Source organism: Streptomyces sp. NPDC006925 (assembly GCF_042869575.1).
Taxonomy (GTDB): domain Bacteria; phylum Actinomycetota; class Actinomycetes; order Streptomycetales; family Streptomycetaceae; genus Streptomyces.
Genome location: NZ_JBIAGB010000026.1, coordinates 69,787 through 93,311, shown reverse-complemented (window position 1 = coordinate 93,311; position 23,525 = coordinate 69,787). Strand labels below are relative to the sequence as shown.

The 23,525-nt window shown below is 71.0% G+C and carries 25 protein-coding genes; 10 read left to right on the top strand and 15 right to left on the bottom strand.

The genetic code is table 11. The features are described from left to right. Positions 1–112 precede the first annotated feature (112 nt). Together ACFYNS_RS27115 and ACFYNS_RS27110 are read right to left on the bottom strand one after the other, a co-directional pair. Positions 113–763: an O-methyltransferase gene (locus ACFYNS_RS27115; RefSeq protein ID WP_360303079.1), complete on the bottom strand. Its 651-nt coding sequence runs from the start codon at positions 761–763 to the stop codon at positions 113–115. Between the two features lie 96 nt (positions 764–859). Further along, the gene (locus ACFYNS_RS27110; protein WP_016472248.1) at positions 860–1,168 is read right to left on the bottom strand and encodes a hypothetical protein; all 309 of its coding nucleotides are present in this window, start codon (positions 1,166–1,168) and stop codon (positions 860–862) included. A gap of 343 nt (positions 1,169–1,511) precedes the next feature. Here ACFYNS_RS27110 and ACFYNS_RS27105 point away from each other — a divergent pair, with 343 nt between their 5' ends. Together ACFYNS_RS27105 and ACFYNS_RS27100 are read left to right on the top strand one after the other, a co-directional pair. Then, positions 1,512–2,489: an NlpC/P60 family protein gene (locus tag ACFYNS_RS27105; RefSeq protein WP_388605494.1), complete on the top strand. Its 978-nt coding sequence runs from the start codon at positions 1,512–1,514 to the stop codon at positions 2,487–2,489. Positions 2,490–2,771: 282 nt separating this feature from the next. Continuing rightward, positions 2,772–3,485, top strand: coding sequence for a phosphatase PAP2 family protein (locus ACFYNS_RS27100; RefSeq protein WP_360303081.1), 714 nt, complete (start codon positions 2,772–2,774; stop codon positions 3,483–3,485). A gap of 101 nt (positions 3,486–3,586) precedes the next feature. Here ACFYNS_RS27100 and ACFYNS_RS27095 read toward each other — a convergent pair whose 3' ends face one another. Beyond that, positions 3,587–3,829, bottom strand: a complete 243-nt coding sequence (locus ACFYNS_RS27095; RefSeq protein ID WP_388605493.1) for a hypothetical protein — start codon at positions 3,827–3,829, stop codon at positions 3,587–3,589. Between the two features lie 113 nt (positions 3,830–3,942). Between ACFYNS_RS27095 and ACFYNS_RS27090 the strand changes: the two genes are divergently transcribed. Together ACFYNS_RS27090 and ACFYNS_RS27085 are read left to right on the top strand one after the other, a co-directional pair. Continuing rightward, positions 3,943–4,815 carry a hypothetical protein gene (locus tag ACFYNS_RS27090; RefSeq protein ID WP_388605492.1) on the top strand — a complete coding sequence of 291 codons (873 nt, stop codon included), beginning with the start codon at positions 3,943–3,945 and terminating at the stop codon, positions 4,813–4,815. 154 nt (positions 4,816–4,969) lie between these two features. Then, positions 4,970–5,194, top strand: a complete 225-nt coding sequence (locus ACFYNS_RS27085; RefSeq protein ID WP_139141055.1) for a hypothetical protein — start codon at positions 4,970–4,972, stop codon at positions 5,192–5,194. Between the two features lie 176 nt (positions 5,195–5,370). On the opposite strand, the gene ACFYNS_RS27080 is transcribed toward ACFYNS_RS27085, so the two are convergent. Beyond that, the gene (locus ACFYNS_RS27080) at positions 5,371–5,805 is read right to left on the bottom strand and encodes a metal-sensitive transcriptional regulator (protein WP_360292656.1); all 435 of its coding nucleotides are present in this window, start codon (positions 5,803–5,805) and stop codon (positions 5,371–5,373) included. Between the two features lie 206 nt (positions 5,806–6,011). On the opposite strand from ACFYNS_RS27080, the gene ACFYNS_RS27075 reads away from it, so the two are divergent. Next, a complete protein-coding gene (locus ACFYNS_RS27075; RefSeq protein WP_026004259.1) occupies positions 6,012–6,632 on the top strand; it encodes a DUF47 domain-containing protein in 621 nt (206 codons plus the stop codon). 6 nt (positions 6,633–6,638) lie between these two features. Beyond that, complete coding sequence (locus tag ACFYNS_RS27070) at positions 6,639–7,634, top strand: inorganic phosphate transporter (RefSeq protein WP_360292659.1); 996 nt, start codon at positions 6,639–6,641, stop codon at positions 7,632–7,634. Positions 7,635–8,143: 509 nt separating this feature from the next. Here the strand turns inward: ACFYNS_RS27070 and pstB are convergent. The 4 genes from pstB to pstS all read right to left on the bottom strand — a co-directional run bounded on the left by pstB (position 8,144) and on the right by pstS (position 12,302). Next, the gene (pstB, locus tag ACFYNS_RS27065; protein ID WP_388605491.1) at positions 8,144–8,920 is read right to left on the bottom strand and encodes a phosphate ABC transporter ATP-binding protein PstB; all 777 of its coding nucleotides are present in this window, start codon (positions 8,918–8,920) and stop codon (positions 8,144–8,146) included. Between the two features lie 13 nt (positions 8,921–8,933). Continuing rightward, a complete protein-coding gene (pstA, locus tag ACFYNS_RS27060; RefSeq protein ID WP_360292662.1) occupies positions 8,934–10,007 on the bottom strand; it encodes a phosphate ABC transporter permease PstA in 1,074 nt (357 codons plus the stop codon). Beyond that, positions 10,004–10,972, bottom strand: a complete 969-nt coding sequence (gene pstC, locus ACFYNS_RS27055) for a phosphate ABC transporter permease subunit PstC (protein WP_360292665.1) — start codon at positions 10,970–10,972, stop codon at positions 10,004–10,006. Before pstC ends, pstA begins: the two co-directional genes overlap by 4 nt. A 205-nt stretch (positions 10,973–11,177) precedes the next feature. Continuing rightward, positions 11,178–12,302, bottom strand: coding sequence for a phosphate ABC transporter substrate-binding protein PstS (gene pstS, locus ACFYNS_RS27050; RefSeq protein WP_360292667.1), 1,125 nt, complete (start codon positions 12,300–12,302; stop codon positions 11,178–11,180). A 317-nt stretch (positions 12,303–12,619) separates the two neighbouring features. Between pstS and ACFYNS_RS27045 the strand changes: the two genes are divergently transcribed. After that, positions 12,620–13,738, top strand: a complete 1,119-nt coding sequence (locus ACFYNS_RS27045) for an NlpC/P60 family protein (protein WP_360292746.1) — start codon at positions 12,620–12,622, stop codon at positions 13,736–13,738. Positions 13,739–14,176: 438 nt separating this feature from the next. Continuing rightward, positions 14,177–15,718: a SpoIIE family protein phosphatase gene (locus ACFYNS_RS27040; RefSeq protein WP_360292669.1), complete on the top strand. Its 1,542-nt coding sequence runs from the start codon at positions 14,177–14,179 to the stop codon at positions 15,716–15,718. A 266-nt stretch (positions 15,719–15,984) separates the two neighbouring features. On the opposite strand, the gene ACFYNS_RS27035 is transcribed toward ACFYNS_RS27040, so the two are convergent. The 3 genes from ACFYNS_RS27035 to ACFYNS_RS27025 all read right to left on the bottom strand — a co-directional run bounded on the left by ACFYNS_RS27035 (position 15,985) and on the right by ACFYNS_RS27025 (position 17,785). Beyond that, positions 15,985–16,329: a DUF2516 family protein gene (locus ACFYNS_RS27035; protein WP_388605500.1), complete on the bottom strand. Its 345-nt coding sequence runs from the start codon at positions 16,327–16,329 to the stop codon at positions 15,985–15,987. 193 nt (positions 16,330–16,522) lie between these two features. Continuing rightward, on the bottom strand, positions 16,523–17,227 hold the full coding sequence (locus tag ACFYNS_RS27030; RefSeq protein WP_388605490.1) for a hypothetical protein: 705 nt from the start codon (positions 17,225–17,227) through the stop codon (positions 16,523–16,525). Positions 17,228–17,356: 129 nt separating this feature from the next. Next, the gene (locus tag ACFYNS_RS27025) at positions 17,357–17,785 is read right to left on the bottom strand and encodes a helix-turn-helix transcriptional regulator (protein WP_360292674.1); all 429 of its coding nucleotides are present in this window, start codon (positions 17,783–17,785) and stop codon (positions 17,357–17,359) included. A 378-nt stretch (positions 17,786–18,163) separates the two neighbouring features. Here ACFYNS_RS27025 and ACFYNS_RS27020 point away from each other — a divergent pair, with 378 nt between their 5' ends. Both ACFYNS_RS27020 and ACFYNS_RS27015 read left to right on the top strand, forming a co-directional pair. Next, positions 18,164–18,634 carry a DIP1984 family protein gene (locus ACFYNS_RS27020; RefSeq protein WP_360292751.1) on the top strand — a complete coding sequence of 157 codons (471 nt, stop codon included), beginning with the start codon at positions 18,164–18,166 and terminating at the stop codon, positions 18,632–18,634. Positions 18,635–18,910: 276 nt separating this feature from the next. Then, positions 18,911–19,327: a DUF5958 family protein gene (locus tag ACFYNS_RS27015; RefSeq protein WP_360292677.1), complete on the top strand. Its 417-nt coding sequence runs from the start codon at positions 18,911–18,913 to the stop codon at positions 19,325–19,327. Between the two features lie 18 nt (positions 19,328–19,345). Here the strand turns inward: ACFYNS_RS27015 and ACFYNS_RS27010 are convergent, their stop codons facing one another. The 4 genes from ACFYNS_RS27010 to ACFYNS_RS26995 all read right to left on the bottom strand — a co-directional run bounded on the left by ACFYNS_RS27010 (position 19,346) and on the right by ACFYNS_RS26995 (position 23,243). Next, on the bottom strand, positions 19,346–19,621 hold the full coding sequence (locus ACFYNS_RS27010; RefSeq protein ID WP_360292679.1) for a hypothetical protein: 276 nt from the start codon (positions 19,619–19,621) through the stop codon (positions 19,346–19,348). A 179-nt stretch (positions 19,622–19,800) separates the two neighbouring features. Next, entirely contained in the window at positions 19,801–21,231 is a 1,431-nt protein-coding gene (gene rox / locus ACFYNS_RS27005; RefSeq protein ID WP_388605489.1) for a rifampin monooxygenase, read from the bottom strand. A gap of 586 nt (positions 21,232–21,817) precedes the next feature. Beyond that, positions 21,818–22,225, bottom strand: coding sequence for a RidA family protein (locus ACFYNS_RS27000; RefSeq protein WP_360292685.1), 408 nt, complete (start codon positions 22,223–22,225; stop codon positions 21,818–21,820). Positions 22,226–22,604: 379 nt separating this feature from the next. Next, positions 22,605–23,243, bottom strand: a complete 639-nt coding sequence (locus ACFYNS_RS26995) for a TetR/AcrR family transcriptional regulator (protein WP_388605488.1) — start codon at positions 23,241–23,243, stop codon at positions 22,605–22,607. Positions 23,244–23,525 lie beyond the last annotated feature (282 nt).

Sequence of the window (23,525 nt, the reverse complement as noted above, 5' to 3'; positions counted from 1 at the left end):
GGTTCCGGGCGCGGGATGTGGAAGGTCCGCGCGTCGGTGCGCCCCCGGTGCGCAGGCCGCTGCGTGGCCGCCGCGTCGGCCCGCCGTACCGGCCGCTGCCGTCCTGGTGCCGCTAGCCGCGCTTGCGGGCGAGGGTGACGCCGTCGCGGAGGGGGAGCATGACGGACTCCATGCGGGCGTCCGCGGTGATGGTGTCGTTGATCCGGCGGATGGCCAGGTCCGCGTCGTCCTGGGCGGCGGGGTCCACGACCCTGCCGCCGCGCAGCACGTTGTCCAGCACGATCAGCCCGCCGGGGCGCAGCACGGGCACCAGCGCCTCGTAGTACGCCGGGTATCCGACCTTGTCCGCGTCGATGAACGCGAAGTCCACGAACGGCTCCTGGGGCAGCCCGGCCAGGGTGTCGACGGCGGGCGCGAGGTGCAGTTCGATGCGGTCGGAGAGGCCGGCGCGTTCCCAGTAGCGGCGGGCGATGGACGTCCACTCCTCGGAGACGTCGCAGGCGATCAGCCGGCCGTCGGCGGGCAGGCCGCGGGCGATGCAGAGGGAGGAGTACCCGGTGAACACGCCGATCTCGACCGCGGTCCTGGCGCCCGTGAGCCGCACGAGCATGGTGAGGAACTCGCCCTCGTCGTGCGTGATCTGCATGGTGGGGTAATCGGGCACCCGCGCGTGGGTCTCCTCGACGAGGTCGCGCAGGATGTCGTCGGCCGGCGTGCAGTGGGCCAGCAGGTAGTCGTCGAGGGCGGGGTTCACGATGTCCATGGGGCTCCTCGTGTGCGGGCGCGGGTGTGCGGGCGCACGGGGCGCCTGTGTGTCGGGTGCGGAGCGGCTTCCGGAGCGCTCCGCGGTGGTCGGCCCTCAGACCGCCATGCCGTAGACGATGGTGAACAGGGTGCCGAGCGAGCCGATGATGAAGACGCCGGTGAGGCCGGCGACGATCAGGCCCTTGCCCTGTTCGGCGCTGAAGGTGTCGCGGAGCGCCGTGGCGCCGATCCGCTGCTTGGCCGCGCCCCAGATGGCGATGCCGAGGCAGAGCAGGATGGCCACCGCCATGATGACTTCGATCATCACCCTGGCTTCGTGGCCCAGCGAGCCGAACGGGCCCCAGTCCGGGGCGATCCCGCCGATGATGGTGGTGATATCGCCTTTGTCAGCCGCCAGGAACATGGTGAACTCACCGCCTAGTTTCAAGGTTTGTCTCTGACGGATTGTGCCACGGCCCGGTGACAGCCGGAGCGTCCCGCTTGCCCGAAGTGGTCCCGGATCGGGCCGCTCCGCGCGCTCGGTGGAGCGGCGCGGGCTGTTCCGGGTTCCGAGGCGCTGTTCCACGGACTGCGGGCGCACAGGTGTGCCTCTGTGCGCCCCTATTGGGCCGAGGACGGGGTGGGGCGGTGGCCGGGGTCCAGCTCCGCGCCCGCTGTCCGCCGTTCCGCTCGGGGGATCGGCCTGGAATGATGGTGACGGATGGTCGGCGTGGACGAACTGGTTGCCTGTGGGGGAGGTTTGGGGAGTGCGCCGTAGAAGAGCACTGCTGCTGGCGGTCGGTGGCGGAGGGGGGCTGCTGTCCCTGTTCGTCGCGCTGCTGGTGGTGGGTACGTACGCGGCCTCGGCCAGTCTGCTGGCCGGGGGCGGCGCCGTCTCCCTCGCCAAGGGGGCCGTGCCGGCCGCCTACGCGCAGCTCATCGACAAGTGGGGCAACAAGTGCCCGGCGCTCAACCCGGCGTTGCTGGCCGCGCAGCTCAAGCAGGAGAGCGGGTTCGATCCGGATGCCCAGAGCCCGGCGAAGGCGCAGGGCATAGCCCAGTTCATCCCGGGTACCTGGGCGACGCACGGGCTGGACGCCAACGGGGACGGCAAGCGGGACGTGCACGACCCGGAGGACGCCATTCCGTCGGCGGCGAGCTACGACTGCAAGCTGGCCGCGAACGTCAAGCATGTGCCGGGCAACGCCTCGGACAACATGCTGGCCGCGTACAACGCGGGTCCGTATGCGGTGATCAAGTACGGCGGGGTGCCGCCCTACAGCGAGACGAAGAATTACGTGGCCACCATCCGCAGGATGGAGCAGAGCTTCGCCGCGCCCACCGGCCGGCTCAGCCCCACCAAGCAGGGTGCGGGAGCGATCAGCTTCGCCCAGAGCAAGCTGGGCACCCCGTATCTGTGGGGCGGCAACGGTACGGCGGCGCAGGGCGGCCGGTTCGACTGCTCCGGTCTGACGAAGGCGGCGTACGCGAAGGTGGGCGTCGAACTGCCGCGGGTGGCCAACGACCAGTACGACTCCGGTCCGCACCCCAAGCGCGGTGAACTCCTCCCCGGGGACCTGGTGTTCTTCGCCTCCGACCTGACCAGCTCGCGCTCCATCCACCATGTGGGCATCTATGTCGGGGGTGGCAAGATGATCAACGCTCCCTACACGGGGGCCAAGATTCGCTACGACCCCATCGACACTCCTGACTACTTCGGGGCGACCCGGCCGGGCGCCGGGTGACCCGGAGTGGGCGCGGTCCCGGTGCACGTGTGTGCACGGCTCGGCGGGCGCTTGTGTGCGCAGTGCACGGATTACGTCAACAATCCGTGAGGCACAGGCCCTGAGCTGCGTATACGGGTCACCCTTGGGTAACGTCCTGGTGATCTTTCGGTAAGAACGGAACGGTTCACCTGACGCAGCGCGTTTTTCTCCACGGAATGGGACTTCCGCACCGCGACCACGGGGGGTCGTCAGCGCAGATCCAGCGACGAGCACACAGCCGAAGTGAGGGGCCGCACCACGATGGCACTCTGGGACAACCCTGATGTCGAACTGCTCTACGAGATCAACGGGCTGGCCAAGGACGCACCCACCTGGGCCGACCGGGTCATGGAGTACATCGGGGAGTACGGCATCGCCGCTGGACTCGTCGTCCTGGCCCTGTGGGCCTGGTGGGGCGTCACGCGCAAGCGGGAGAGTCGGGAGGAGGCCCTCGGCGGCTTCGCCGGACTGATCTGGGCCCCGGTGGCGGCGCTGATCGCGCTCGCGGTCAACATCCCCATCCGCGGCCTCGTGGAGCGGCCGAGACCCTTCCTGGAGCACAAGAGCGTGGAGCCGCTCGTCGCGGGCAAGACGGACTTCTCCTTCGTGAGCGACCACGCCACGCTCACCATGGCCATCGCCGTCGGCATCTTCATGGTCCAGCGCAAGCCCGGTCTCGTCGCGATCGCGCTGGCCCTCCTGGAGGGCTTCTGCCGCGTCTACATGGGAGTGCACTACCCCACGGACGTCATCGGCGGACTCGCCCTGGGTACCGCCGTGGCGCTGCTGCTGGCTCCGGTCGCGATGTGGGCCCTGACCCCGGTGGTGCGGGGCGCGGCCCGGAACTCCCGCCTGGAGACACTGCTGTGGGCGGGCGCCGCTGCCGCCGCCGTCGGTGCCGCGGGCAGCCGGGCGGTGGACCGCCGGAGCCGGGAGGAGCCGCGCCGCACCAAGGACCGCGACCTGGCGGCCTGAGCCGGACCTGCGGCCCGGCCCGAGGTGCCCTGCGGCCCGCAGCGGTCCTGAGCCGTCCGGGTCGACCGCACCGCCGTGGACCGGTCCCCGAAGCGAAGCTTCTACAGCGCCCCCGCCGCACCGTCCGGCGGGGGCGCCGGCGTGTCGGCGGCGCCGTGGTCCCGCAGATGCGCGTGGCTGTCCTCCCGGGCGCGGTCGCGGGCCCGGCGGGCGGGACCGCGCCAGCCGCAGGCGCACGCGGCGGCGCAGAAGGAGCCCCGTTCCGTCAGCGACGTGCCGTGCGGCGCCGCGGCGGTCGGCGGATGTGCCGGGTCCGGCTGGTGTTCGGGAGCTAGCTCTCGCACGTGACCACCGTACGCGGACCGTGACGGGCTTCCCAGGGGGCTCGTTGAACGGTCGGATCCGGACCGGCCCGCGAAACCGGTACGGCGGCGACCGGGAGCGAGGGGTCGGCTAGATGGCAGTGCGTCGGCACATCCGAGGGGGCAGGGTGCCCGCCCCGCTCGCGGTGGTGGCGCTCGGGGCGATGCTGCTCTCGCCGGTGGGGTGCTCGGGCGAGGGCGCGGTGCTGACCGCGGGGCCGCCCGCTGCCGGGCCCGCGCGGCCCGGCCGTGCCGCTGTGGTGGCGGCGGCCGACGAGTTGGCCCGCGCGGGGACGGCGCGGGTGCGGACGGCGATGGAGATGGTCAGCGGCCACACCCGGGTCACCATCGAGGGCAGCGGCGCGTTCGATCTGGCGGCCCGTACCGGGCGGCTCCGGGTCACGCTGCCGTCCGGTACGGACGGGGCGCTGCCGGGGGAGCGCAGGCGGGTGCGTGAGCTGATCGCGCCGGGCGCGCTCTACATGCGCAACCGCGCGGGGGTGCCGGCCGACAAGTGGGTGCGGGTGGACACCACCGGACTGCCGGACGGGAATTTGGTGACGGGCGGTGCGACCGATCCGGTCACCGCCGCACAACTGCTGCGGGGCGCGCGCCGGGTGGCCTACGAGGGGGTCACCGAACTGGGCGGCACCCGGGTGTGGCACTACAGCGGCCTGGTCGACATCGAGCGGGCGGCGGCGGGGGCACCACCGCGGGCGCGGCGCCAGCTGCGGGCGGCGGAGAAAGGGTTCTCCGGCCACACGGTGCCGTTCGACGCCTATCTGGACGCGCAGTCGCGACTGCGGAAGGTGCAGCACCGCTTCGACTTCGCCGCGGATCCGGACAGTCCTCCGGACGCGGACTACACGGTCACCTCGACGACGGAACTCCACGACTTCGGTACGCGGGTGCGGATCAGGATGCCGGAACCCGGCGACATCTGGACGGGCCGGATCGCCGCGCCGTAGCGGTCGGCGGGCGGGGCGCATGCGATGCCGTACCGGTAAATGATTCGGAAGTGCCATGCGCCCGGGCGGCCGCCTCCCTAGGCTGGGGGGCTGGGCCGAGGCCCGGCCGCGGCGCTCCGCCCGGTGGATCCGTGCAGCACGGGAGGTGATACGTGTGCCCGTACCGAAGCGTGACGGCAGGGGCGACGGCCGTGGGGGCCGCTGCCGACGGCGTTCGCTGATGCAGGACCACGTCGCTCTCGCCGAGATCGAGCTGTGCGGCGAGCTGATGATCGCCGCGTCCGCCGCCGAGGGGCCGCTGAGCGCGGCCCGGATCGACGAGGTGCTGCGGCGCGCGGCGGACGGGTTCGACGAACTGCCCCGCTCGTCCGCCTGCTGACGAAGGCGTCCGCCAGCTACCGGGGACGTCCGCCCGCTGACGGGGACGTCCGGGCGTCCCGGTCCCCCCGCCCGCAGCGTTCGGGTTCCGGCTTCTCCGGGCCCGGCTCACCGGTTCCCGTCCCCTGGTGGTTCCCGTCGGCTCGGCGCGGGCGCAGGGGCGGGGACGGCGGTTGCTCAGGTGCGCAGCAGGCGGGCGATGGCGGCGGTGGCCTCCTCGACCTTGGCGTCCATCTCGGCGCCGCCGTCCAGCGCGGCGTGGGCCACGCAGTGCCGCAGGTGCTCCTCGAGGAGCTGGAGTGCGAAGGACTGCAGGGCCTTGGTGGACGCGGAGACCTGGGTGAGTATGTCGATGCAGTAGACGTCCTCGTCCACCATGCGCTGCAGGCCGCGGATCTGGCCCTCGATGCGGCGCAGTCGCTTGACGTGAGCTTCCTTGTGCTTGGTGTAGCCGTGCTCGCCGGTGGCCGCGTGGGCCGAGCAGCACTGCGAGGTGGCCTGGGCCACGGTCCCGGGGTCCGTCGTCGCGGCGTCGGAGCCCGCCGGGCCGGTCGGGTCCGTGTCCGGCGTCACGGTCTCCGGCGTGTCCGGTGTGGTCTGCGGCGACGTCATGCGGTCCTCCCGGGTGGGTGGTGCGGGGCGGTCGGGCCCTGACACCGAGGGCTTGATACCCCTGACGGGTATATGATACCGGACTTCTCGGAGCCCGGTTCGGAGCGCGAGTCTCCATGGGTGACACTGGGGACGCCGGTTCGCCGTGGCCGGATGATGCGCCTAGCATCAACGAGACCGTCATCGATGCACCCCGAGGACCCCCAGTGCGCTTTCGTCTGACCCCCAGGGAGACGAGCTTCTACGACATGTTCGCGGCCTCCGCGGACAACATCGTGACCGGCTCCAAGCTCCTCATGGAACTGCTCGGCGCTGAATCCTCCGCGCGCACCGAGATCGCTGAACGGATGCGCGCGGCGGAGCACGCGGGGGACGACGCGACGCACGCGATCTTCCACCAGCTCAACTCCTCCTTCATCACGCCGTTCGACCGCGAGGACATCTACAACCTGGCGTCCTCCCTCGACGACATCATGGACTTCATGGAGGAGGCCGTCGACCTCGTCGTCCTCTACCAGATCGAAGAGCTCCCCAAGGGGGTCGAGCAGCAGATCGAGGTGCTGTCCCGGGCCGCCGAGCTGACCGCGGAAGCGATGCCGAACCTGCGGACGATGGACAACCTCACCGAGTACTGGATCGAGGTCAACCGGCTGGAGAACCAGGCCGACCAGATCCACCGCAAGCTGCTGGCCCATCTGTTCAACGGCAAGTACGACGCCATCGAGGTCATGAAGCTCAAGCAGGTCGTGGACGTGCTGGAGGAGGCCGCCGACGCCTTCGAGCACGTGGCCAACACCGTCGAGACCATCACGGTCAAGGAGTCCTGACGTTCCGTGGACACCTTCGCGCTGATCGTGACCGTCGGTGTCGCGCTCTTTTTCACGTATACGAACGGCTTCCATGACTCCGCGAACGCCATCGCGACGTCGGTCTCCACTCGGGCGCTGACCCCGCGGGCTGCCCTGGCCATGGCTGCGGTGATGAACCTCGCGGGCGCCTTCCTCGGCAGCGGCGTCGCCAAGACCGTGAGCGAGGGGCTGATCGAGACCCCGCACGGCGACAGCGGCATGGCCATCCTGTTCGCCGGCCTGGTCGGTGCCATCGTCTGGAACCTCATCACCTGGTATTACGGACTGCCCTCGTCCTCCAGCCACGCTCTCTTCGGCGGTCTGGTGGGCGCGGCGCTGGCCGGCAGCATCGCGGTGCACTGGTGGGGGGTCTTCGGGAAGATCGTCGTCCCGATGTTCCTCTCGCCGCTGGTCGGTCTGCTCGTCGGCTATCTGGTGATGTGCGCCATCATGTGGATGTTCCGCAAGGCGAACCCGCACCGTGCCAAGCGGGGATTCCGCATCGCGCAGACCGTCTCGGCGGCCGGAATGGCGCTCGGACACGGCCTCCAGGACGCGCAGAAGACCATGGGCGTGGTCGTCATGGCGCTCACCATCGCCGATGTGCAGCAGCACAACGAGATCCCGATCTGGGTCAAGTTCGCCAGCGCCGCCATGCTGTCGCTGGGCACCTACGCGGGCGGGTGGCGCATCATGCGGACCCTGGGCCGGCGGATCATCGAACTCGACCCGCCGCAGGGTTTCGCGGCCGAGACCACCGCGGCCTCCGTGATGTACTCCGCGTCCTTCATGTTCCACGCGCCCATCTCGACCACCCACGTGATCACTTCGGCGATCATGGGTGTCGGCGCCACCAAGCGGGTCAGCGCGGTGCGCTGGGGAGTCGCGAAGAACATCATCCTCGGCTGGTTCATCACCATGCCGGCCGCCGCCTTCTCGGCGGCGGTGATCTACTGGGCGATCAAACTCGTCTTCGGCTGACGGCTGACGGCTGACGGCTGACGGCGGGCCTGGCCCGGTGGCCGACGGGGCGCGGTGTGCCGCCGACCGCGGTCGGCTCGACCGCCGGCCCGCTTGGCGGCCGCGCCGCCCGACCGCCCGCCATGCCGTGCCCCACGTGCCCCACGGGCCCCGACCAGCACCCAGCCCCAGGCAGCCAGCCCCAGGCACCCAGGCGCCGGCCCCGGAACCCGCCCGGAGGCCCCCGCCCCGACCCGCCCCGACCCGCCCCGGTCCGGTCCTGGCCTGGCGCAGGCCTTCAGCAATGCGCCGCCCCCGCCCCGCGTCTCCCCGCAGCGCGGGAAGGGACGGGGCGGGGGCGGAGGGCCCGCGGTGGCACCGCCATGCAGCACCGCGGGCGGTCGGTGACCCACCCGGGCCCGGCAGGGCCGGGTGGGATCAGCCGCAGCGGCCGGATCGACCAGCCGCAGCAGCCGGGAGCGACGGGCGGAACCGGCCGGAAGGCACCAGCCGGAGCCCGGCCGGCCGGATCAGCCGAAGCGGCCGGAGATGTAGTCCTCGGTCGCCTGGACGGTCGGGTTGGAGAAGATGCGTTCCGTGTCGTCGATCTCGACGAGCTTCCCGGGGGCGCCCACCTCGGCGAGGTTGAAGAAGGCGGTGCGGTCGGAAACGCGCGCCGCCTGCTGCATGTTGTGCGTCACGATCACGATGGTGAAGCGCGACTTCAGCTCGCCGATCAGGTCCTCGATCGCGAGGGTGGAGATCGGGTCGAGCGCCGAGCAGGGCTCGTCCATCAGCAGCACCTGCGGTTCGACGGCGATGGCCCGGGCGATGCACAGCCGCTGCTGCTGCCCGCCGGAGAGGCCCGAACCGGGCCGGTTCAGCCGGTCCTTGACCTCGTTCCACAGGTTGGCGCCCTTGAGGGAGCGCTCGACGACCTTGTCGAGGTCCTTCTTCCGGTGGTCGCCGTTGAGCCGCAGGCCCGCCGCGACGTTCTCGTAGATCGACATGGTCGGGAAGGGGTTGGGCCGCTGGAAGACCATGCCGACGGTGCGGCGCACGGAGACGGGGTCGACGCCCGGCCCGTACAGGTCCTCGTCGTCCAGCATCACCTTGCCCTCGACGCGGCCGCCGTTGTTGACCTCGTGCATGCGGTTGAGGGTGCGCAGGAAGGTGGATTTGCCGCAGCCGGAGGGGCCGATGAAGGCCGTCACGGAGCGGGGCTCCACGGTCATGGATATGTCGTCGATGGCGCGGAAGCTGCCGTAGTAGGCGGAGAGGCCGCTGACGTCGATGCGCTTGGCCATGGGAATCACTCTCTTAGTGCTTGGGGGCCTTCCAGCGGGCGATGCCGCGGGCGACCAGGTTGAGGATCATCACGAAGGCGATCAGGACGAGGGCGGCTGCCCAGGCGCGGTCGTAGGACGCCTCGTTGCCGAGGGCCCACTGCTCGTAGATGAAGTACGGGAGCGAGGACTGCGCGCCGTCGAAGGGGTTGTTGTTGATCTCGGCGGAGCCGAAGACCAGCAGCAGGATCGGGGCCGACTCACCGGCGATGCGCGCGACGGCGAGCATGATGCCGGTGGTGATGCCGCCGACCGCGGTCGGCAGCACGACCTTGATGATCGTCTTCCACTTCGGTACGCCCAGCGCCAGCGACGCCTCGCGCAGCTCGTTGGGGACGAGCTTGAGCATCTCCTCCGTCGAGCGCACGACGATCGGCATCATCAGGATCGCCAGCGCCATGGCGCCCGCGAAGCCGGAGTAGCCGAAGTCGAGAATGATGATCCAGAACGAGAGGATGAACAGACCGGCGACGATCGAGGGGATGCCGGTCATGACGTCCACGAAGAAGGTGATGGCCTTGGCCAGTCGGCCGGTGCCGTACTCGACCAGGTAGACCGCGGTCAGCAGCCCGAGGGGCGCCGCGATCAGAGTGGCCAGACCGACCTGCTCCAGGGTGCCGATCAGGGCGTGGTAGATGCCGCCGCCCGGCTCCAGCGTGATCACGCCGCTCATGGAGTGGGTCAGGAAGTAGCCGTCCAGGACCTTCGCGCCGCGGACGAGCGTCTCCCACAGCAGCGAGGCCAGCGGGACGACGGCCAGCAGGAAGCAGACCCAGATGACGCTGGTCGCCAGCCGGTCCTTGGCCTGCCGGGTCCCCTCGACGGTGCCCGCGAGCACCGCGGTGAGGCCGAGGTAGAGGACGGCGGCGATCAGTCCCCACTGCAGGCGGCTGTCCAGCCCGCCCACCAGTCCGATTCCGATGCCGAGCACGGCGGCGACGGCGGCCAGGCCGAGCGGGGCCCAGCGCGGCAGCCGCGGCTGCCGCAGGGTGCTCACCGGCGGTGCCGCCCTGTCGACGGGGGCGTCGGCCACAGCGGTCCGGCTCATGCGTTCGCTCCCGAGTACTCCTTGCGGCGCGCGATGATCAGCCGGGCCGCACCGTTGACCAGCAGGGTGATGACGAAGAGGACCAGGCCGGAGGCGATCAGTGCGTCCCGGCCGGTGGAACCGGCCTCCTTGAAGCCGGCGGCGATGTTCTGCGCGAAGGTGCCGCCGCCGGGCTCCAGCAGGCTGGCCTTGATCAGGAAGCTGGGGGAGAGGACCGTGGCGACGGCCATCGTCTCGCCCAGCGCGCGGCCCAGGCCCAGCATGGAGGCGCTGATGACGCCGGAGCGGCCGAAGGGCAGCACCGACATGCGGATGACCTCCCACCGGGTGGCACCCAGTGCGAGGGCCGCCTCCTCCTGCATCTTCGGCGACTGCCGGAAGACCTCGCGGGAGACGTTGGTGACGATCGGCAGAATCATGATCGCGAGCAGGATGCCGACCGTGAAGAGCGAGCGCGCGGCGCCGCCGTGGTAGGTGAAGAGCCCCGTCCAGCCGAGGTAGGTGTCCAGCCAGGTGTAGAGGCCGGTCAGGTGCGGGACGAGGAAGAGCGCACCCCACAGGCCGTACACGATCGAGGGAACGGCGGCCAGCAGGTCGATGACGTAGCCGAGCGGCGTCGCCAGCTTGCGTGGCGCGTAGTGCGAGATGAACAGGGCGATGCCGACGGCGACCGGCACCGCGAGCACCATCGCGAGGAGGGAGCTGGCGACGGTGCCGAAGGCGAGGACGGCGATGCCGAAGCGGGGCGGGTCCGCGTTGGCGTCCCATTCGAAGCTGGTGAGGAAGTTGGCCTCGTCGGCGCCGATGGCGAGGGCTGCCCGCCAGGTCAGGAAGACGGCGATCGCTGCCATGATCGCCAGGAGGGTGATTCCGGATCCCCGGGAGAGCCCGAGGAATATTCGGTCACCCTTGCGTGTGGCGCCCTTCGCGGAGGCCGCTGTCGCGGGAGGGGTTTCGGTAGCCATGGTCTCTCCGGTCTGACGGTGCGGGCCGTTGTGCGCGGTGTGGCTGCGCGGCACGGCCCCTTGGCGGTGCACCGGATCGTTCGCACCCCGAGTATCGGGACTTTCGTGATATTCAGGGCGCGGGTTTGCGTGGGGGAGTGGACGGCGGTGCGCGGGGCACCGCCGGTCCACACCGTCGGGGTCCCGCCGTGGCGGCGGGGTCTGCTCAGCTCAGGCCGTCGATGGTCGAGCGGACCTTGGTGACGATCTCGTCGGGGATGGGGGCGTAGCCCTTCTCCTTGAGGGCCTTCTGGCCGTCCTCGCTCGCGGTGTACTTGAGGAAGGACTTCGTCGCGTCCAGCGACTCCTTCTTGTTGCCCTTGTCGCAGGCGATCTCGTACGTCACCAGGACGATCGGGTAGGCGCCCTCGGACTCGGTCTTGTAGTTCAGCTCCAGGGAGAGGTCCTTGCCCTGGCCCACGACCTTGGCGTCCGCGATGGCCTTGGAGGCGTTGTCGGCGGTGGCGTCGACGGGCTCCTCGGCACCGGTGTCCAGCTTGACCGTGTCCAGGTCGTTGCCGGTGGCGTAGGAGAGCTCCGCGTAGCCGATGGAGCCGTCGTTCTGCTTGACGTTGGTGGCGATGCCGGAGGAGCCGTCGGCGCCCTGGCCGCCCTTGCCCGCCCAGGCCTTCTCCGGCTCGTGCTTCCAGGAGGAGGGCGCGGCGGTGTTGAGGTACTTGGTGAAGTTGTCCGTGGTGCCCGACTCGTCGGACCGGTGGAACGCCTGGATCTTCTTGCCGGGGAGCTTCGCGTCCGGGTTGAGCTTCTTGATCGCGGGGTCGTTCCACTTGGTGATCTTCGAGTCGAAGATCTTGGCCAGCGTGTCCGCGTCCAGCACCAGCCCGTCGACGCCCTCCAGGTGGTAGGTGACCGCGATCGGGCCGCCGACCATCGGCAGGTCGATGCCCTGGCCGCCCTTGCAGACCTTCTTGGACTTGGCGACCTCGTCCGGCTTGAGCGCCGAGTCGGAGCCCGCGAAGGCGGTCTTGCCCTGCAGGAACTCCTGGATGCCCGCGCCCGAGCCGGTGGGCTTGTAGTTGATCTGGGTGTTGCCGCAGGCGGACTGGTAGGTCTGCGTCCAGATGTCCATGGCGTTCTTCTGGGCGCTGGAACCGGAGGCGAGGAGGTTGCCCTCGCCCTCGCACTTGATCTTGCTGGCCGCCTTCGTCGTGTCGCTGCCGGAGCCGCCGGAGTTGTCGTCCGAGCCGCAGGCGCTCAGGGCCAGGGCGCCACAGACCGTGAGGGCGCCGACGGCGGCGGTGCGGAGCCGGAGTGTGCGCTGAAGCTTCACTTTCGTTCAGTTCCTTCCTGGGCCCGGGAGCGACGGCCGGCCGGCCGTCGGGTTCTCTGGCTACGGGGCGCGGTTCCTGAACCAGGCTGTGCCGCGCGCTTGGTAAGGCCGAAATTAGACAGATCAGGTGAAGCGGCTGACGGAGCTGAGTGAACGCCGAGTGAACCTCGGCGGTCAGCCCGGTGCCCCTCCGAGGGGGCCGCTCCGTGGCGGCGCCTGTGGATACTCGTCAGTACATTCCTCTGTTCTCTTCCGGCCGGGCATGGCACTATCACGCTGCGTCGGCCAAAGTTGACCACATTCAGGGGGTGGCCCGGGTGATACGGCCGCAGACCAGCTCGACCCTCCCGTCCGTCCGGTACGGGCTCGTGGCGGCCTGCACCATGGCGCTGCTGGCCGGACTCGGACCGGGCACCGCGTACGCCGCGCCGGGGAAGCCGGATCCCGGCGGCACCCGGCCCGGTTCCGGGGCCGAGGCCGACGAGCCGGGCGGCACCGGCAAGCCGACCCTCGAGCAGATCCGCAAGCAGATCGAGAAGCTGCACGACAAGGCCGGTTCGGCGACGGACGCCTACAACGCGGCCGAGGCCGCCGTCGACAAGCAGCAGAAGCACATCGTCAAGCTGGCCAAGCGCATCGAGTCCACCCAGGGCGAACTGGACGAACTCAATAAGTCGGCCGGTGCCATGGCCCGGGCGCAGTACCGCAACGGCGGCATGCCGGACGCCGCCACGCTGATGCTCGGCGACGATCCGGAGAAGTTCCTGCAGGGCGTCTCCCTGGCCCGCAAGGGGCAGCACGCCACACGCGGGCTCCTCGGCTCCCTGACCAGGACCCGCGCCCGGCTCCGCGGGTACTCGGCGGACGCCACCGACGAGTGGGAGAAGCTGGAGCGGAACCGCAGGAAGAAGGCCGCGGCCAAGAAGAAGATCACCGCGCAGTTGAAGCAGGCCGAGAAGATCGAGTCAGGCCTGAAGAAGGAGGAGCGGGAGCGGCTGCGTGAGCTGCAGGACGAGGCCGCCAGGGCGCGACAGGCCGAGTGGATCGGGTCGGGAGTGCTGAAGGGCCTCGACGGCAAGGCGTCCCCGGCCGGGCGGCGCGCCGTCGAATGGGCCACCAAGCAGCTCGGCAAGGACTACGTCTGGGGTGCCGAGGGCCCGGACACCTTCGACTGCTCCGGACTGACCATGCGGGCCTGGGAGGCGGCGGGGGTGCGGATCCCGCGCACCTCGCAGGAGCAGTGGAAGCAGTTGCCGCACGTCCCGGTCCGGAAGATGCGCCCCGGTGATCTGATCATTTATAAGAAGGACGCCAGTCACGTGGGGATCTACGTCGGTGACGGCGCGTTGCTGCACGCCCCGCGCACCGGTCGGCAGATCACCGTCGAGGGTGCGGGGAGCATGCCGATCCTGGGCGTCGTCCGTCCGGACAAGTAGTTCCACATCCGTCCGATCGGGCCGGGCCTCTCCTCGCCCGACGAAAGGGCGCCTTGTCCGGATTTCGCAGGCCGCTCGGCAGTCATAAGGCGCTCTTTGCGCGGACGGAAGGGTGTTCACCGCGAAAAGCAGGACGGGCGGGCACATGCCGGGCGAGGTGTGGGGCCGGCGCGGTCGGCCCGTTTTCCAGCGCGTGAGCTTGGTCATGTGGGGGCGGGGAAAACGGGTCCATAGCGGCGTGAATTCCCGTCGAGGCGTGGGCATATGACAGTGACGGATTATCGTCGGCCATTCCGTCCATCCGCAGGCGGACGCTAAGGTCCTGTCCGACAGCCCGGGATGACGAGCGCCCACCACCGCGCGCCGTTCCGGGCTCACCCATGGTGGCCGCCGTTCGGCGCGCACACCACGCCCTCGGGGGAGGGAGAGGTTTTCAGCATGCCCGTAAGCGCGCCCCAGGCCGGGGCGGTGGCACAGGCCGCCGACGCGTCGGCCCGGCAGGCCGCGCAGGGACCCGGCAGCAGCCTGACCCTGCTGGTCGTCGAGGACGATCCGGCCGGTGCGCTGAGCGTGCCCCGCATGCTCGACGCGTACGGTCGGCCCGTGCGGGTCCGTACCGCCCGCAACCTCACCGAGGCCGCACGGCTGCTCACCGACGACGTCCACTGCATCCTGCTGGACCTCGCACTGCCGTGCGAGCTTCGCGGGCAGGCGGAGGAGGCCCCGTTCGAGGGTCCCGCAGTCGAGACGGCGCAGACCGCGCCCGTGCCCGAGCCCGGCACCCCCGGAGACGCGGGAGCGGGCGCCGCCGCCGCTGAGGCCGGGTCCGGTGCCGCGGCGGGGGCCGGTGCCGCATCCGGCGCACCCGCACCCGCATCCGCATCAGCATCCCAGGGTTCCGGAGCTTCGCCCCTTCCCGGTTCCGGACCGGCTCCGGACTCCGACGAGCTGCACATCCTGCACCGCGTCCTGCGGATGGCGCCGCGGCACGCCGTCCTGGCGCTCACCGACGGCAGTGACGCGGAACGGGCCGCAGAGGCCGTCCGGGTCGGTGCCCAGGACTATCTCTTCCGCGACGAACTGGACGGCAGACTGCTGATGCGCGCCGTCCGCTACGCCGTGGAGCGCAAGCGGGCCGACCTGGCCCAGCGCCAGCTCACCGAGAGTCGGCTGCGGGCCCAGGAGAACGCCCGGCTGGAGCGCGGCCTGCTGCCCCGGCCGCTGCTGGAGGGCAGCGACCTGCGGTTCGCCGCCAGGTACCGGCCCGGCCGCTCCCGTGCGCTGCTGGGGGGCGACTTCTACGACACCGTCCGCACCCCGGACGGCGTCGTCCACGCGATGATCGGCGACGTGTGCGGCCACGGACCGGACGAGGCGGCGCTCGGCGTCGAGCTGCGGATCGCATGGCGTGCCCTGACCTTCGCCGGACTGTGCGGGGACGCGCTGCTGAGCACGCTGCAGAAAGTGCTGGAGAACGAGCGGAGCAGCGAGGAGATCTTCGCGACGCTGTGCACCGTCGACATCGCAGCCGACGGCCGCAGCGCGGGCGTCTGCCTGGCCGGGCACCCTTCGCCGCTGTTCGCCGGGGCCGACGCGAGTGCGGCGCCCCGGCTGCTGCCCGAAGGGGAGAACGGCCCGGCGCTCGGACTGCTGCCGCAGGCCCGCTGGCCCCGCCGCCAGGTCCGGCTGGACCGCTCCTGGAGTCTGATGATGTACACGGACGGGCTGATCGAGGGCCGGGTGCACGGCGGCCGCGCCGAGGAGTCCCGCGCCGGGGCGGGCTCCGCCGAGGGCACCGGGCCGAGCCGGGAGCGGCTCGGCCAGCAGGGGATGCTCGACATCGTGGCCCGGCGGATGGCCGAGGGCGCGCAGGGCGAGCGGCTGCTCGACGGGACGATGGACGAGGTGCGCCGGCTCAACGGTGGCGAGCTGACCGACGACGTTGCCGTCCTGCTGCTGGACCGGGGCCGTCATACCTAGTTCCCGGGCCCGTCACGCCTGGCGTCCCGGGCCCGTCACGCCTGGCGTCCCGAGGCCGTCAGGCCTGGCGGCCCGGGCCCGCGGCCGGATCGTGCTCCGGCGCCCCGTCCGGCTCCCGCCGCGCGCGTTTCCCGGGGCTTCCGCCGATCGTGCTCAGGATTCCCCATGGATCTTGCACGGCACCGGACGGCCGCGTCGGCGGCCGTCGCCGGAGACCGGGCCACGAGCGGTCACCTGTCCGCGGGAGGTCACCTGCCCCCGGGAAGTCACCTGCCGTTGAACGGTCCGTACGGACCGTCGCTGCTGCTGCCGCCGCGCGGGCGGCGGTCCCGGCCGTTGCCCATGACCTGCTTGAGCGCCGGACGGGCGTCGACGATGTAGATGATCGTGGCGATCAGCCCGATGATCTGCAGCAGGAACATCTGCACCACGAGGTTCACCAGGACGGCGATCCCCAGGATGATCAGCCAGAACTGCTTGTTCTGCTTGTCCGCGGCCCGGAAGGCGTCCTCGCGCCGGAAGGCGGCGTCCACGAACGTGAACACCGCCAGGGCGAGCAGCGCAATGCTGATCAGCCCGAAGACAGTGGCCTGAAAGCCCGCCAACAGCATGGTGCTCACACTCCCGGTCGGTGTCGGTGCCTTGCTCGGTCGCCTCGGTCGCAGTCGTCGTCGCGGCGGTCACGTAGCTCGGAGGGATGGCGGAGGACTCGAAGGGGCTTGCCGCAACCGTACCGCAGCGCTCGCGGAACGGGCCGGGACCGCGTAGGGTGCCCGGCCCGTTCCGTCCCGGGTGCGGCTCGGCTCAGGAATCGGACTTCGGAGCCGACTTCCGGGTGCCGGAGCCGGTGGAGCGGGCCGCGCCCGTCTTCTTGGCGCCGGAGGATGCGGTGGAGCCGGCCGCGGACTTGGTGCCGCCGCCCGCGGTGCTCTTCGCGCCCGCGGTCCCGGTGCTCTTCGCGGTCGTGCTCTTGCTCGCGCTCTTGCCGGAGGAGGCGGAGTCGGCGCTGCCGCGGGTGCCGTCGGCGGACCCGGCGGAGGTGCCGCGGGGGTCGGCTCCGGAGGTTCCCGCGGTCTCCTCGGCCGGCGGCTCGGCGATCTTGACGGACTGGGCCGGCTCGCGCTCGACGGTCACCTCGGGGGTGTCGCCCTCGCTCTCGCCGCGCCAGTTCTTGACGGCCTCGCGGCCGCGCACGGCCAGCTCGTCGTACGTCTCCCGCGCCTTGACCGCGTACTCCGCGGCGACGCCGACCCCCTGCAGCGCCAGGTGCTGGGCCTGCTCGCGGAGCTTCTTGATGTCGGTGTCCAGCCCGCCGAGGGTCTCGCTCACCTTGACCTGGGTCTCCTTGGCCTGCTGGGTGAGCCGCGCCTGCACCTCCTTGGGGTCCGTCTCCCGGACCGCGGCGAGGGCCTGCGGCGCCTCTTCGCGGAGCTTGTCGACGACGCCCGCGGCGACGTAGAGGGGGGTCGGGTCGGTGAGGGTCTTGCGCAGGTCGTTCGCGATGGGCATGAGGGTTCGCCTTTCGTGGCTCAACTCGCCTGATGAGGCCGTCCGTCGCGAGGGGGCCGACGCCCGCGGTCCGGTGCCGGTGGCCCGCACCGTCGCGGCCCCTCGCTGTCCTTGCTCAGCTTGTTGTGCTTACTCCGCCTGCCGGGGCTCCGTCGCGGGTGCCTGCGCTGCCGCGGGCGGGTCCGCCGCGTCGGGAGCGGCTGCCCGCTGCTGCGCGTTCTCCTTGCGGAAGGACTCGTAGATCTGGAGCAGCGCCTGCTTCTGCTGCTCGTTGATCGTGGAGTCCGCGAGGATCGCGGCCGGAACCTGCAGCAGGTCCTCCCGGTCCCGCTCGTCGAGGATTCCGGCCTGCACGTACAGCGACTCCGCCGAGATCCGCAGCGCCCTGGCCAGTTGCTGCAGGATCTCCGCGCTGGGCTTGCGCAGGCCGCGCTCGATCTGGCTCAGATACGGGTTCGAGACACCGGCGGCCTCCGCGAGCTGCCGCAGCGACAGCTTCGCGGTCCGCCGTTGTTCCCGCAGGAACTCGCCGAGGTTCCCGACGTTGAGCGAGGCCATGCACACAGCATGCACCCGATCGCTAACTATTGCAAGCACCTTGCTTGCAAGTGTGTGCCACGATCTTCGCGGGCTGCTGCGCTGTGACCGGGTGAGACAGGTGTCCGTTCTCAGTAGACGGGGCGAGTCCCAGCACTTCTGGCGAACGACGTGGCGGAGTCCCGGCGAAGCTGGCCGGCCTGTTGTCCTGCCTCGCCGAAACCGGCGGATCCCACTCGTTCTCAGTCGTGCTGTCGGATGCTCTTTCGTAGCGCTCTGAGCGGCTGTCCGCTCTCGCTCCAGTGGCTGGCCAGGGGCCTCCTGTGGATCAAAATCCAAGTGTTGAGCTGGTTCGCACTCGTATACTCGTGCGAGTTCATGGAGGGGGAGGTGGAGACAGTGAAGCTTGCTGAGGCACTGGCAGAACGTGCGGAGGCGACGCGCCGGGTAGAACAGTTGCGAGCGCGCGTCGTCAGCAGTGCGCGGTACCAGGAAGGGGAGGCGCCTGCCGAGGATGCTGCCCAGTTGTTGGCTGAGGCCGGTGAGGTGCTGAGCGCTCTGGAAACGTTGATCCGGCGGATCAATCGGACCAATGCCACCGTGGAGATGGGTCCCGACGGCACGCTCACCGATGCCCTCGCACGCCGGGATGTCCTGCGGTTGCGCCACTCTGTGGTCACCGCGGCGGCGGACGCGGCGGCGGGTAGCGGCGCGCGGGGGTACGGCCGGCAACTCCGGTCCGAGCTGATGATGCTTTCCGCGCTTCCGGTCGCGGAACTGCGAGGTCAGGCGGATGTTCTCGCGCGGGAGATCCGCGAGGTCGATGTGCGGATCCAGCGTACGAACTGGGAGGTGGATCTGCTGGACTGAGTAGTCCAGCAGGCGGGGACGATGTGGAGCAGGTAGCAGCTTCGGAGGCGTGCACACACCGAGGGCCGGCGGTTTCCGGCCCACTCCTGGCGCGTGAAGAGCAACGCAGGGGTTCGATTCCCCGTCAACAGTGCAGCTCAGCACGGCGTACAGGTAAAGGTGCACATCGCACAGCACATCACCACGTGCAGATCCGAAGCGGTGAGGGCGGGTTCGGGGCTTCCCACATCGCAGCACCATGGACAACGGCGATCCGGGCGCAACGGGGGCATGCGAATGGCTGATCCGTACATCACGCTCAACGAGCTCGCCCAGGAGCTTCGGCCGATGTCGCAGGGCATCGAGTGGTTCGAGAGCCTCTCCGCTGAAGAGCAGTCCAACACCCTGCGCCTCCTGTCACATTTCTGCATTCAGGCTCGCGCCACCACCGAGGACGGCCCGGAGAGTATTCGCCGTTCCGGACTTCGCGCCACGCACACACCGGCAGTTCTGATCGCACGAGGGCGGATCGACCAGCAACTCGGGAAGATCGTCAGCCTCACCCCGCACGACGAGCGCCTCAAGTCATTCCGGCTACTGATCGCGGTGCTGGCCGTCGCCGACGGGCGTCGACGGGAGCGCTCTTGCGCCGACGGTTGCAGCCACGAATGGCATCGCCTGTCCGTCGACACCCTTGCCGAAACGCTGACCTGATTCCTCGCGCCGGTGCCCCTACCGGGCCAGCGGCCCCAGGGGAAACACCGCGCTCAGCCGAGGCAGTTTGCGCGCCGCCTCGGCTTCGCTCCGCACCTCCCACTGCTCGCCGAGCGGTCCTCGGCTACGCCCCGCATCGTCCCGCTCGGCTTCGACGGCTTGACAGAAGGCGTCGTCGCAGTCGTGAACACCGGTGAGGAGCCCGTACGCCTCCATGGCGACGTAGCGGCGCCCCGCGACGCCCGTCTGCCGACACCCGATCCGCGGCACCCCGCGACGCCCGTCTGCGGACACCTGAGCAGCCGCGCAGGAACGACCGCCTGTACCCGGGCGTGAGCGGGACGTACCGCGGAACTCCGTCGTGCCCGCGTCCGGGCGCCGCCCGTCGGCGTGACCCCGTCGGCGGGCGGCGTCCCGGCGGGCGCCGGATGCGTGGCGGTCCGCGTCGGTCCGGTCGGTCGCCCGTGCGAGGGTCAGCCGACCGGGGCGCCGAACCAGCGCGGCAGGCGGTCGAGCAGCTCCGCCTGGTCCTCGCCGGCCCAGGCCACATGCCCGTCCGGCCGCAGCAGGACGGCGGGTGCGTCCAGTTCCTCGGCGACATCCACGACGTGGTCGACCCGGTCGGCCCACCCCTTGACCGAGAGGCGGCCGGTCTGGTCGAGCAGCAGCCCGCGGCCACCGTGCAGCAGCGAGTAGAGCCGCCCCTGCTTCAGCTCCACGTCCCGCAGCCGCCGGCCGAGGAGTGCGTGACCGTCCTCGCCGAAGTCGTACCGGACCCCGATGGCGGTGAGCTTCTCGTTCAGGTACCGGTGCACCTCCTCGAAGTCCATCAGTTCCGAGACCAGTTGGCGCACCGCCAGCGGCCCTGGTTCGGTCGACAGCAACACCATCTGCGCACGGGCGTTGACCAGTACCTCGGCGGCCACCGGGTGCCGCTCTGCGTGGTAGCTGTCCAGCAGGCCCTCCGGCGCCCAGCCGTTGACCTCGGCCGCCAGTTTCCAGCCGAGGTTGAATGCGTCCTGGACACCGAGATTGAGTCCCTGCCCACCGGTCGGCGGGTGGATGTGCGCCGCGTCGCCCGCCAGCAGGACCCGGCCGGTCCGGTAGCGCTCGGCCTGCCGCGTGGCGTCGCCGAAGCGGGAGAGCCAGCGCGGCGAGTGCACACCGAGGTCGGTTCCCGCATGCACCCGGAGCTGCTGCTGGAACTCCTCGAGGGACGGCGGGACCGTGCGGTCCTCGGCCACTCCGGCGGCGGGCACGACGACGCGGTACACCCCGTCGGCGAGAGGCATGGCACCGAACAGGCGCTGCGTCTTGCGGACCTCCGTCATCACGCTGTCCAGCGTCTCCGCCGGGACACCCACCTCCATCTCGCCCAGCAGCGTGTCGACCCGGCTGGGCTCGCCGGGGAAGCCGACGCCGAGCAGCTTGCGCACCCTGCTGCGGCCGCCGTCGCAGCCGACCAGATAGCGCGAGCGCAGCCGGGTGCCGTCGGCCAGCTCCGCCGTCACCCCGTGCGCGTCCTGGTCCAGTCCGACCACCTCGCAGCCGCGCCGCAGCTCGGCGCCGAGCTCGACCGCGTGTTCCGTCAGCAGCTGTTCGGTGCGGGGCTGCGGGATGCTGAGGACGTACGCGTGCGCGGAGTCCAGGCGCACCTGGTGCGGTTTGCTGATGCCGGCGAAGAATCCGTTCAGCGGGTACTGCTTGCCCAGTGTGAGAAAGCGCTCCAGCAGACCGCGCTGGTCCATCATCTCGATACTGCGCACGTGCATGCCGAGCGCGCGGACCACCGTGGTCGGCTCCGCCTCCTTCTCCAGTACGACCACACGCACCCCGTGCAGCCGCAACTCCGCGGCCAGCATCAGTCCGGTCGGTCCGCCACCGGCCACGATCACGTCGATCATCGAATCCCCCACTTCCCTGGCTGCCTTCCGGCCAGCCGCTCCTCTGTTCCCGGAGCGCGACGCGACCCGCTGCGGCACCTCCGTGCCGGACGCCCGCCTCGGCGACGGCCTTTCGTGTCCCGCGTCCCGCTGTGGGGCGCACCGACGGCTCGCCCTGCGCGACCCGCCCGGCGACCAGCTCGCGAGCACACCCCATAAGCACACGTACTGCGCGAATCCCTGATTTACCCGGGTTCTGGTCTCGGGACGTGATTCTGGGGCATCACCGGGGCCTTGCCGCAAGGCCCCCACTGCGCTATACGTTGAGAGTGGCGGGGAGTGTGCAGCCTCCTCCGAACTGCGGTCCCGGCGCTGTCCGATGCGTCGTCCCCCACCGTGCGGCACCGTTCCGGGCCGCCTGGTGAACACCTCCCTCGGCTTCCGTTCTCCCTTCTCCGGCCGCTTCCGACCGGGCGCCTGACGGGATGTCGGTGCGGCGCCCGACGGGATGTCGGCGAGGCTCCGGTTCGGCAACCGCTCCGGCCCGGGGAACGTGCGTGACCGCGGAACGAAGGCGACGTGTCCGCCACCCCGCGCAGGCGGCCTGTCAGTCCAGGACCGCGGTGGCCTCGATTTCCACGAGGTGTTCGGGGACGTCCAGCGCCGCGACGCCCAGCAGCGTGGCGGGCGGGGCGGAAGCCGCTCCGGTTGCCGCCGCGCCCCTCGAGATCCCCTCCATGAGCTGGGGCATCTTGTCGGGCGTCCAGTCGACGACATAGAAGGTCAGCTTCGCCACGTTCTCGAAGACGCCGCCTACCTCGGCGAGCGCCGTTCCGATGTTGCGGTAGCACTGCTCGACCTGAGCGGCGAGGTCGCCCTGGCCGAGGGTGGTCCCTTCGGCGTCCCAGGAGACCTGTCCGGCGACGAAGACAAGTCGCGATCCGGATGAGATCGACACCTGCCGGTAGACGTCGATCGCGGGGAGTCCGGCGGGGTTCACGAGAGTGACGGGCATGCTGTGTGCCTCCTTGTGCGCGGGTCCGGGGTCCGCGCGGTCAGACCATGGGCGGTCTCCTACGGATACTCAGGAACCATAAGAGAGTGATGTCTGACGTGGAAGAACGCACTTCTCGGTGCCGTAGGCACCAGAAGGTGACCGTGCAGCTCCCGGCCGGTTCGGCCTTGGCGGTCGCCCTCTTGCTCTTCCCGCCTCCGAGGGTGCGGAGCGCATCACCGGCTTGGGGCCGACGGGGGGGCGGTCGGGTCGGCCGGGACTCCGGCCCCGGCCCCGGTCCGGTCAAGTCCTCGGCCCCGGTCCGGTCAAGTCCCCGGCCCCGGTCCGGTCAAGTCCCCGGTCCGGCCCCGGTCCGGCCCGGGCCCCGGTCCCCGTCCGGTCAAGTTCCGGGCTCGGTCCCGGCCCCCGTCCTGGGCTCGGCCTTCGCCGCGGCCTGATCCGTCGCCCGGCGTCCGGAGGAGCCGCGTGGCGGGCTGCGGAACGCCCCGGCCCGCGCGGCGAGTACCGCTGCGCGGGCCGCCTCTGCGGGCAGTGCCGGGTCGGGCGGGGCGTGCAGCAGTACCCGGTGGTGGTAGACGGGGGAGGTGGAACTCACCACCAGCTTCCGCGCTTCGACGGGCGGTTCCAGCTCTCCCCGCGCCACGGCCCGGTCCACGACCACGATGCAGCGGTCGTAGCGCTCCTCGCAGAACCGCCGCAGCGACCGCGCCGCTTCCGCCGAGCGGAAGGAAGCGGCGATCATGGCCAGTGCGACCGAGGGCTCCTCGGCCAACGCTTCCTGTACCTCGTCGTTCAGCGCCCGCAGGTCGCCCTCCAGGGAGCCGGTGTCGGGCGGACGCCAGTCGTCGTCGCCCGCCGCGTCGAGTGCGTCCGCCAGCAAGCCGCCCACGTCCCGCCAGCGCCGGTAGACCGTGGCGCGGTGCACGCCCGAGCGGGCCGCGACGGCGTCCACGGTCAGTCCGTCGAAGCCGTACTCGACCAGCAGCGGACCGACGGCCTCCAGTACCTTCTCGCGCACGCGCGCCGTGCGTCCGCCCGGCCGCCGGGCACCGGCGGCGCCCCGGGCCGCCCCGATGTCCCTGGGCGGCCCGCCGTCCCTGTCCGCTTCCGCGGCAGCGGCCGTGCCCCGGCTGTCCCGACTGTCCCCGCCCGTGCGGTCCGGCCCCGCTTCGCCGTCCGTGCCGCCCGGCTTCCGTGTGTGCCGGGCCGGCTTCCCCGGCCCGCGCTCCTCCGCTGTCACGTCACGCTCATCCCGCTTCCCCTCGCCTCGGCTCCGGCGACCCGTGTCCGTGACCCGGGT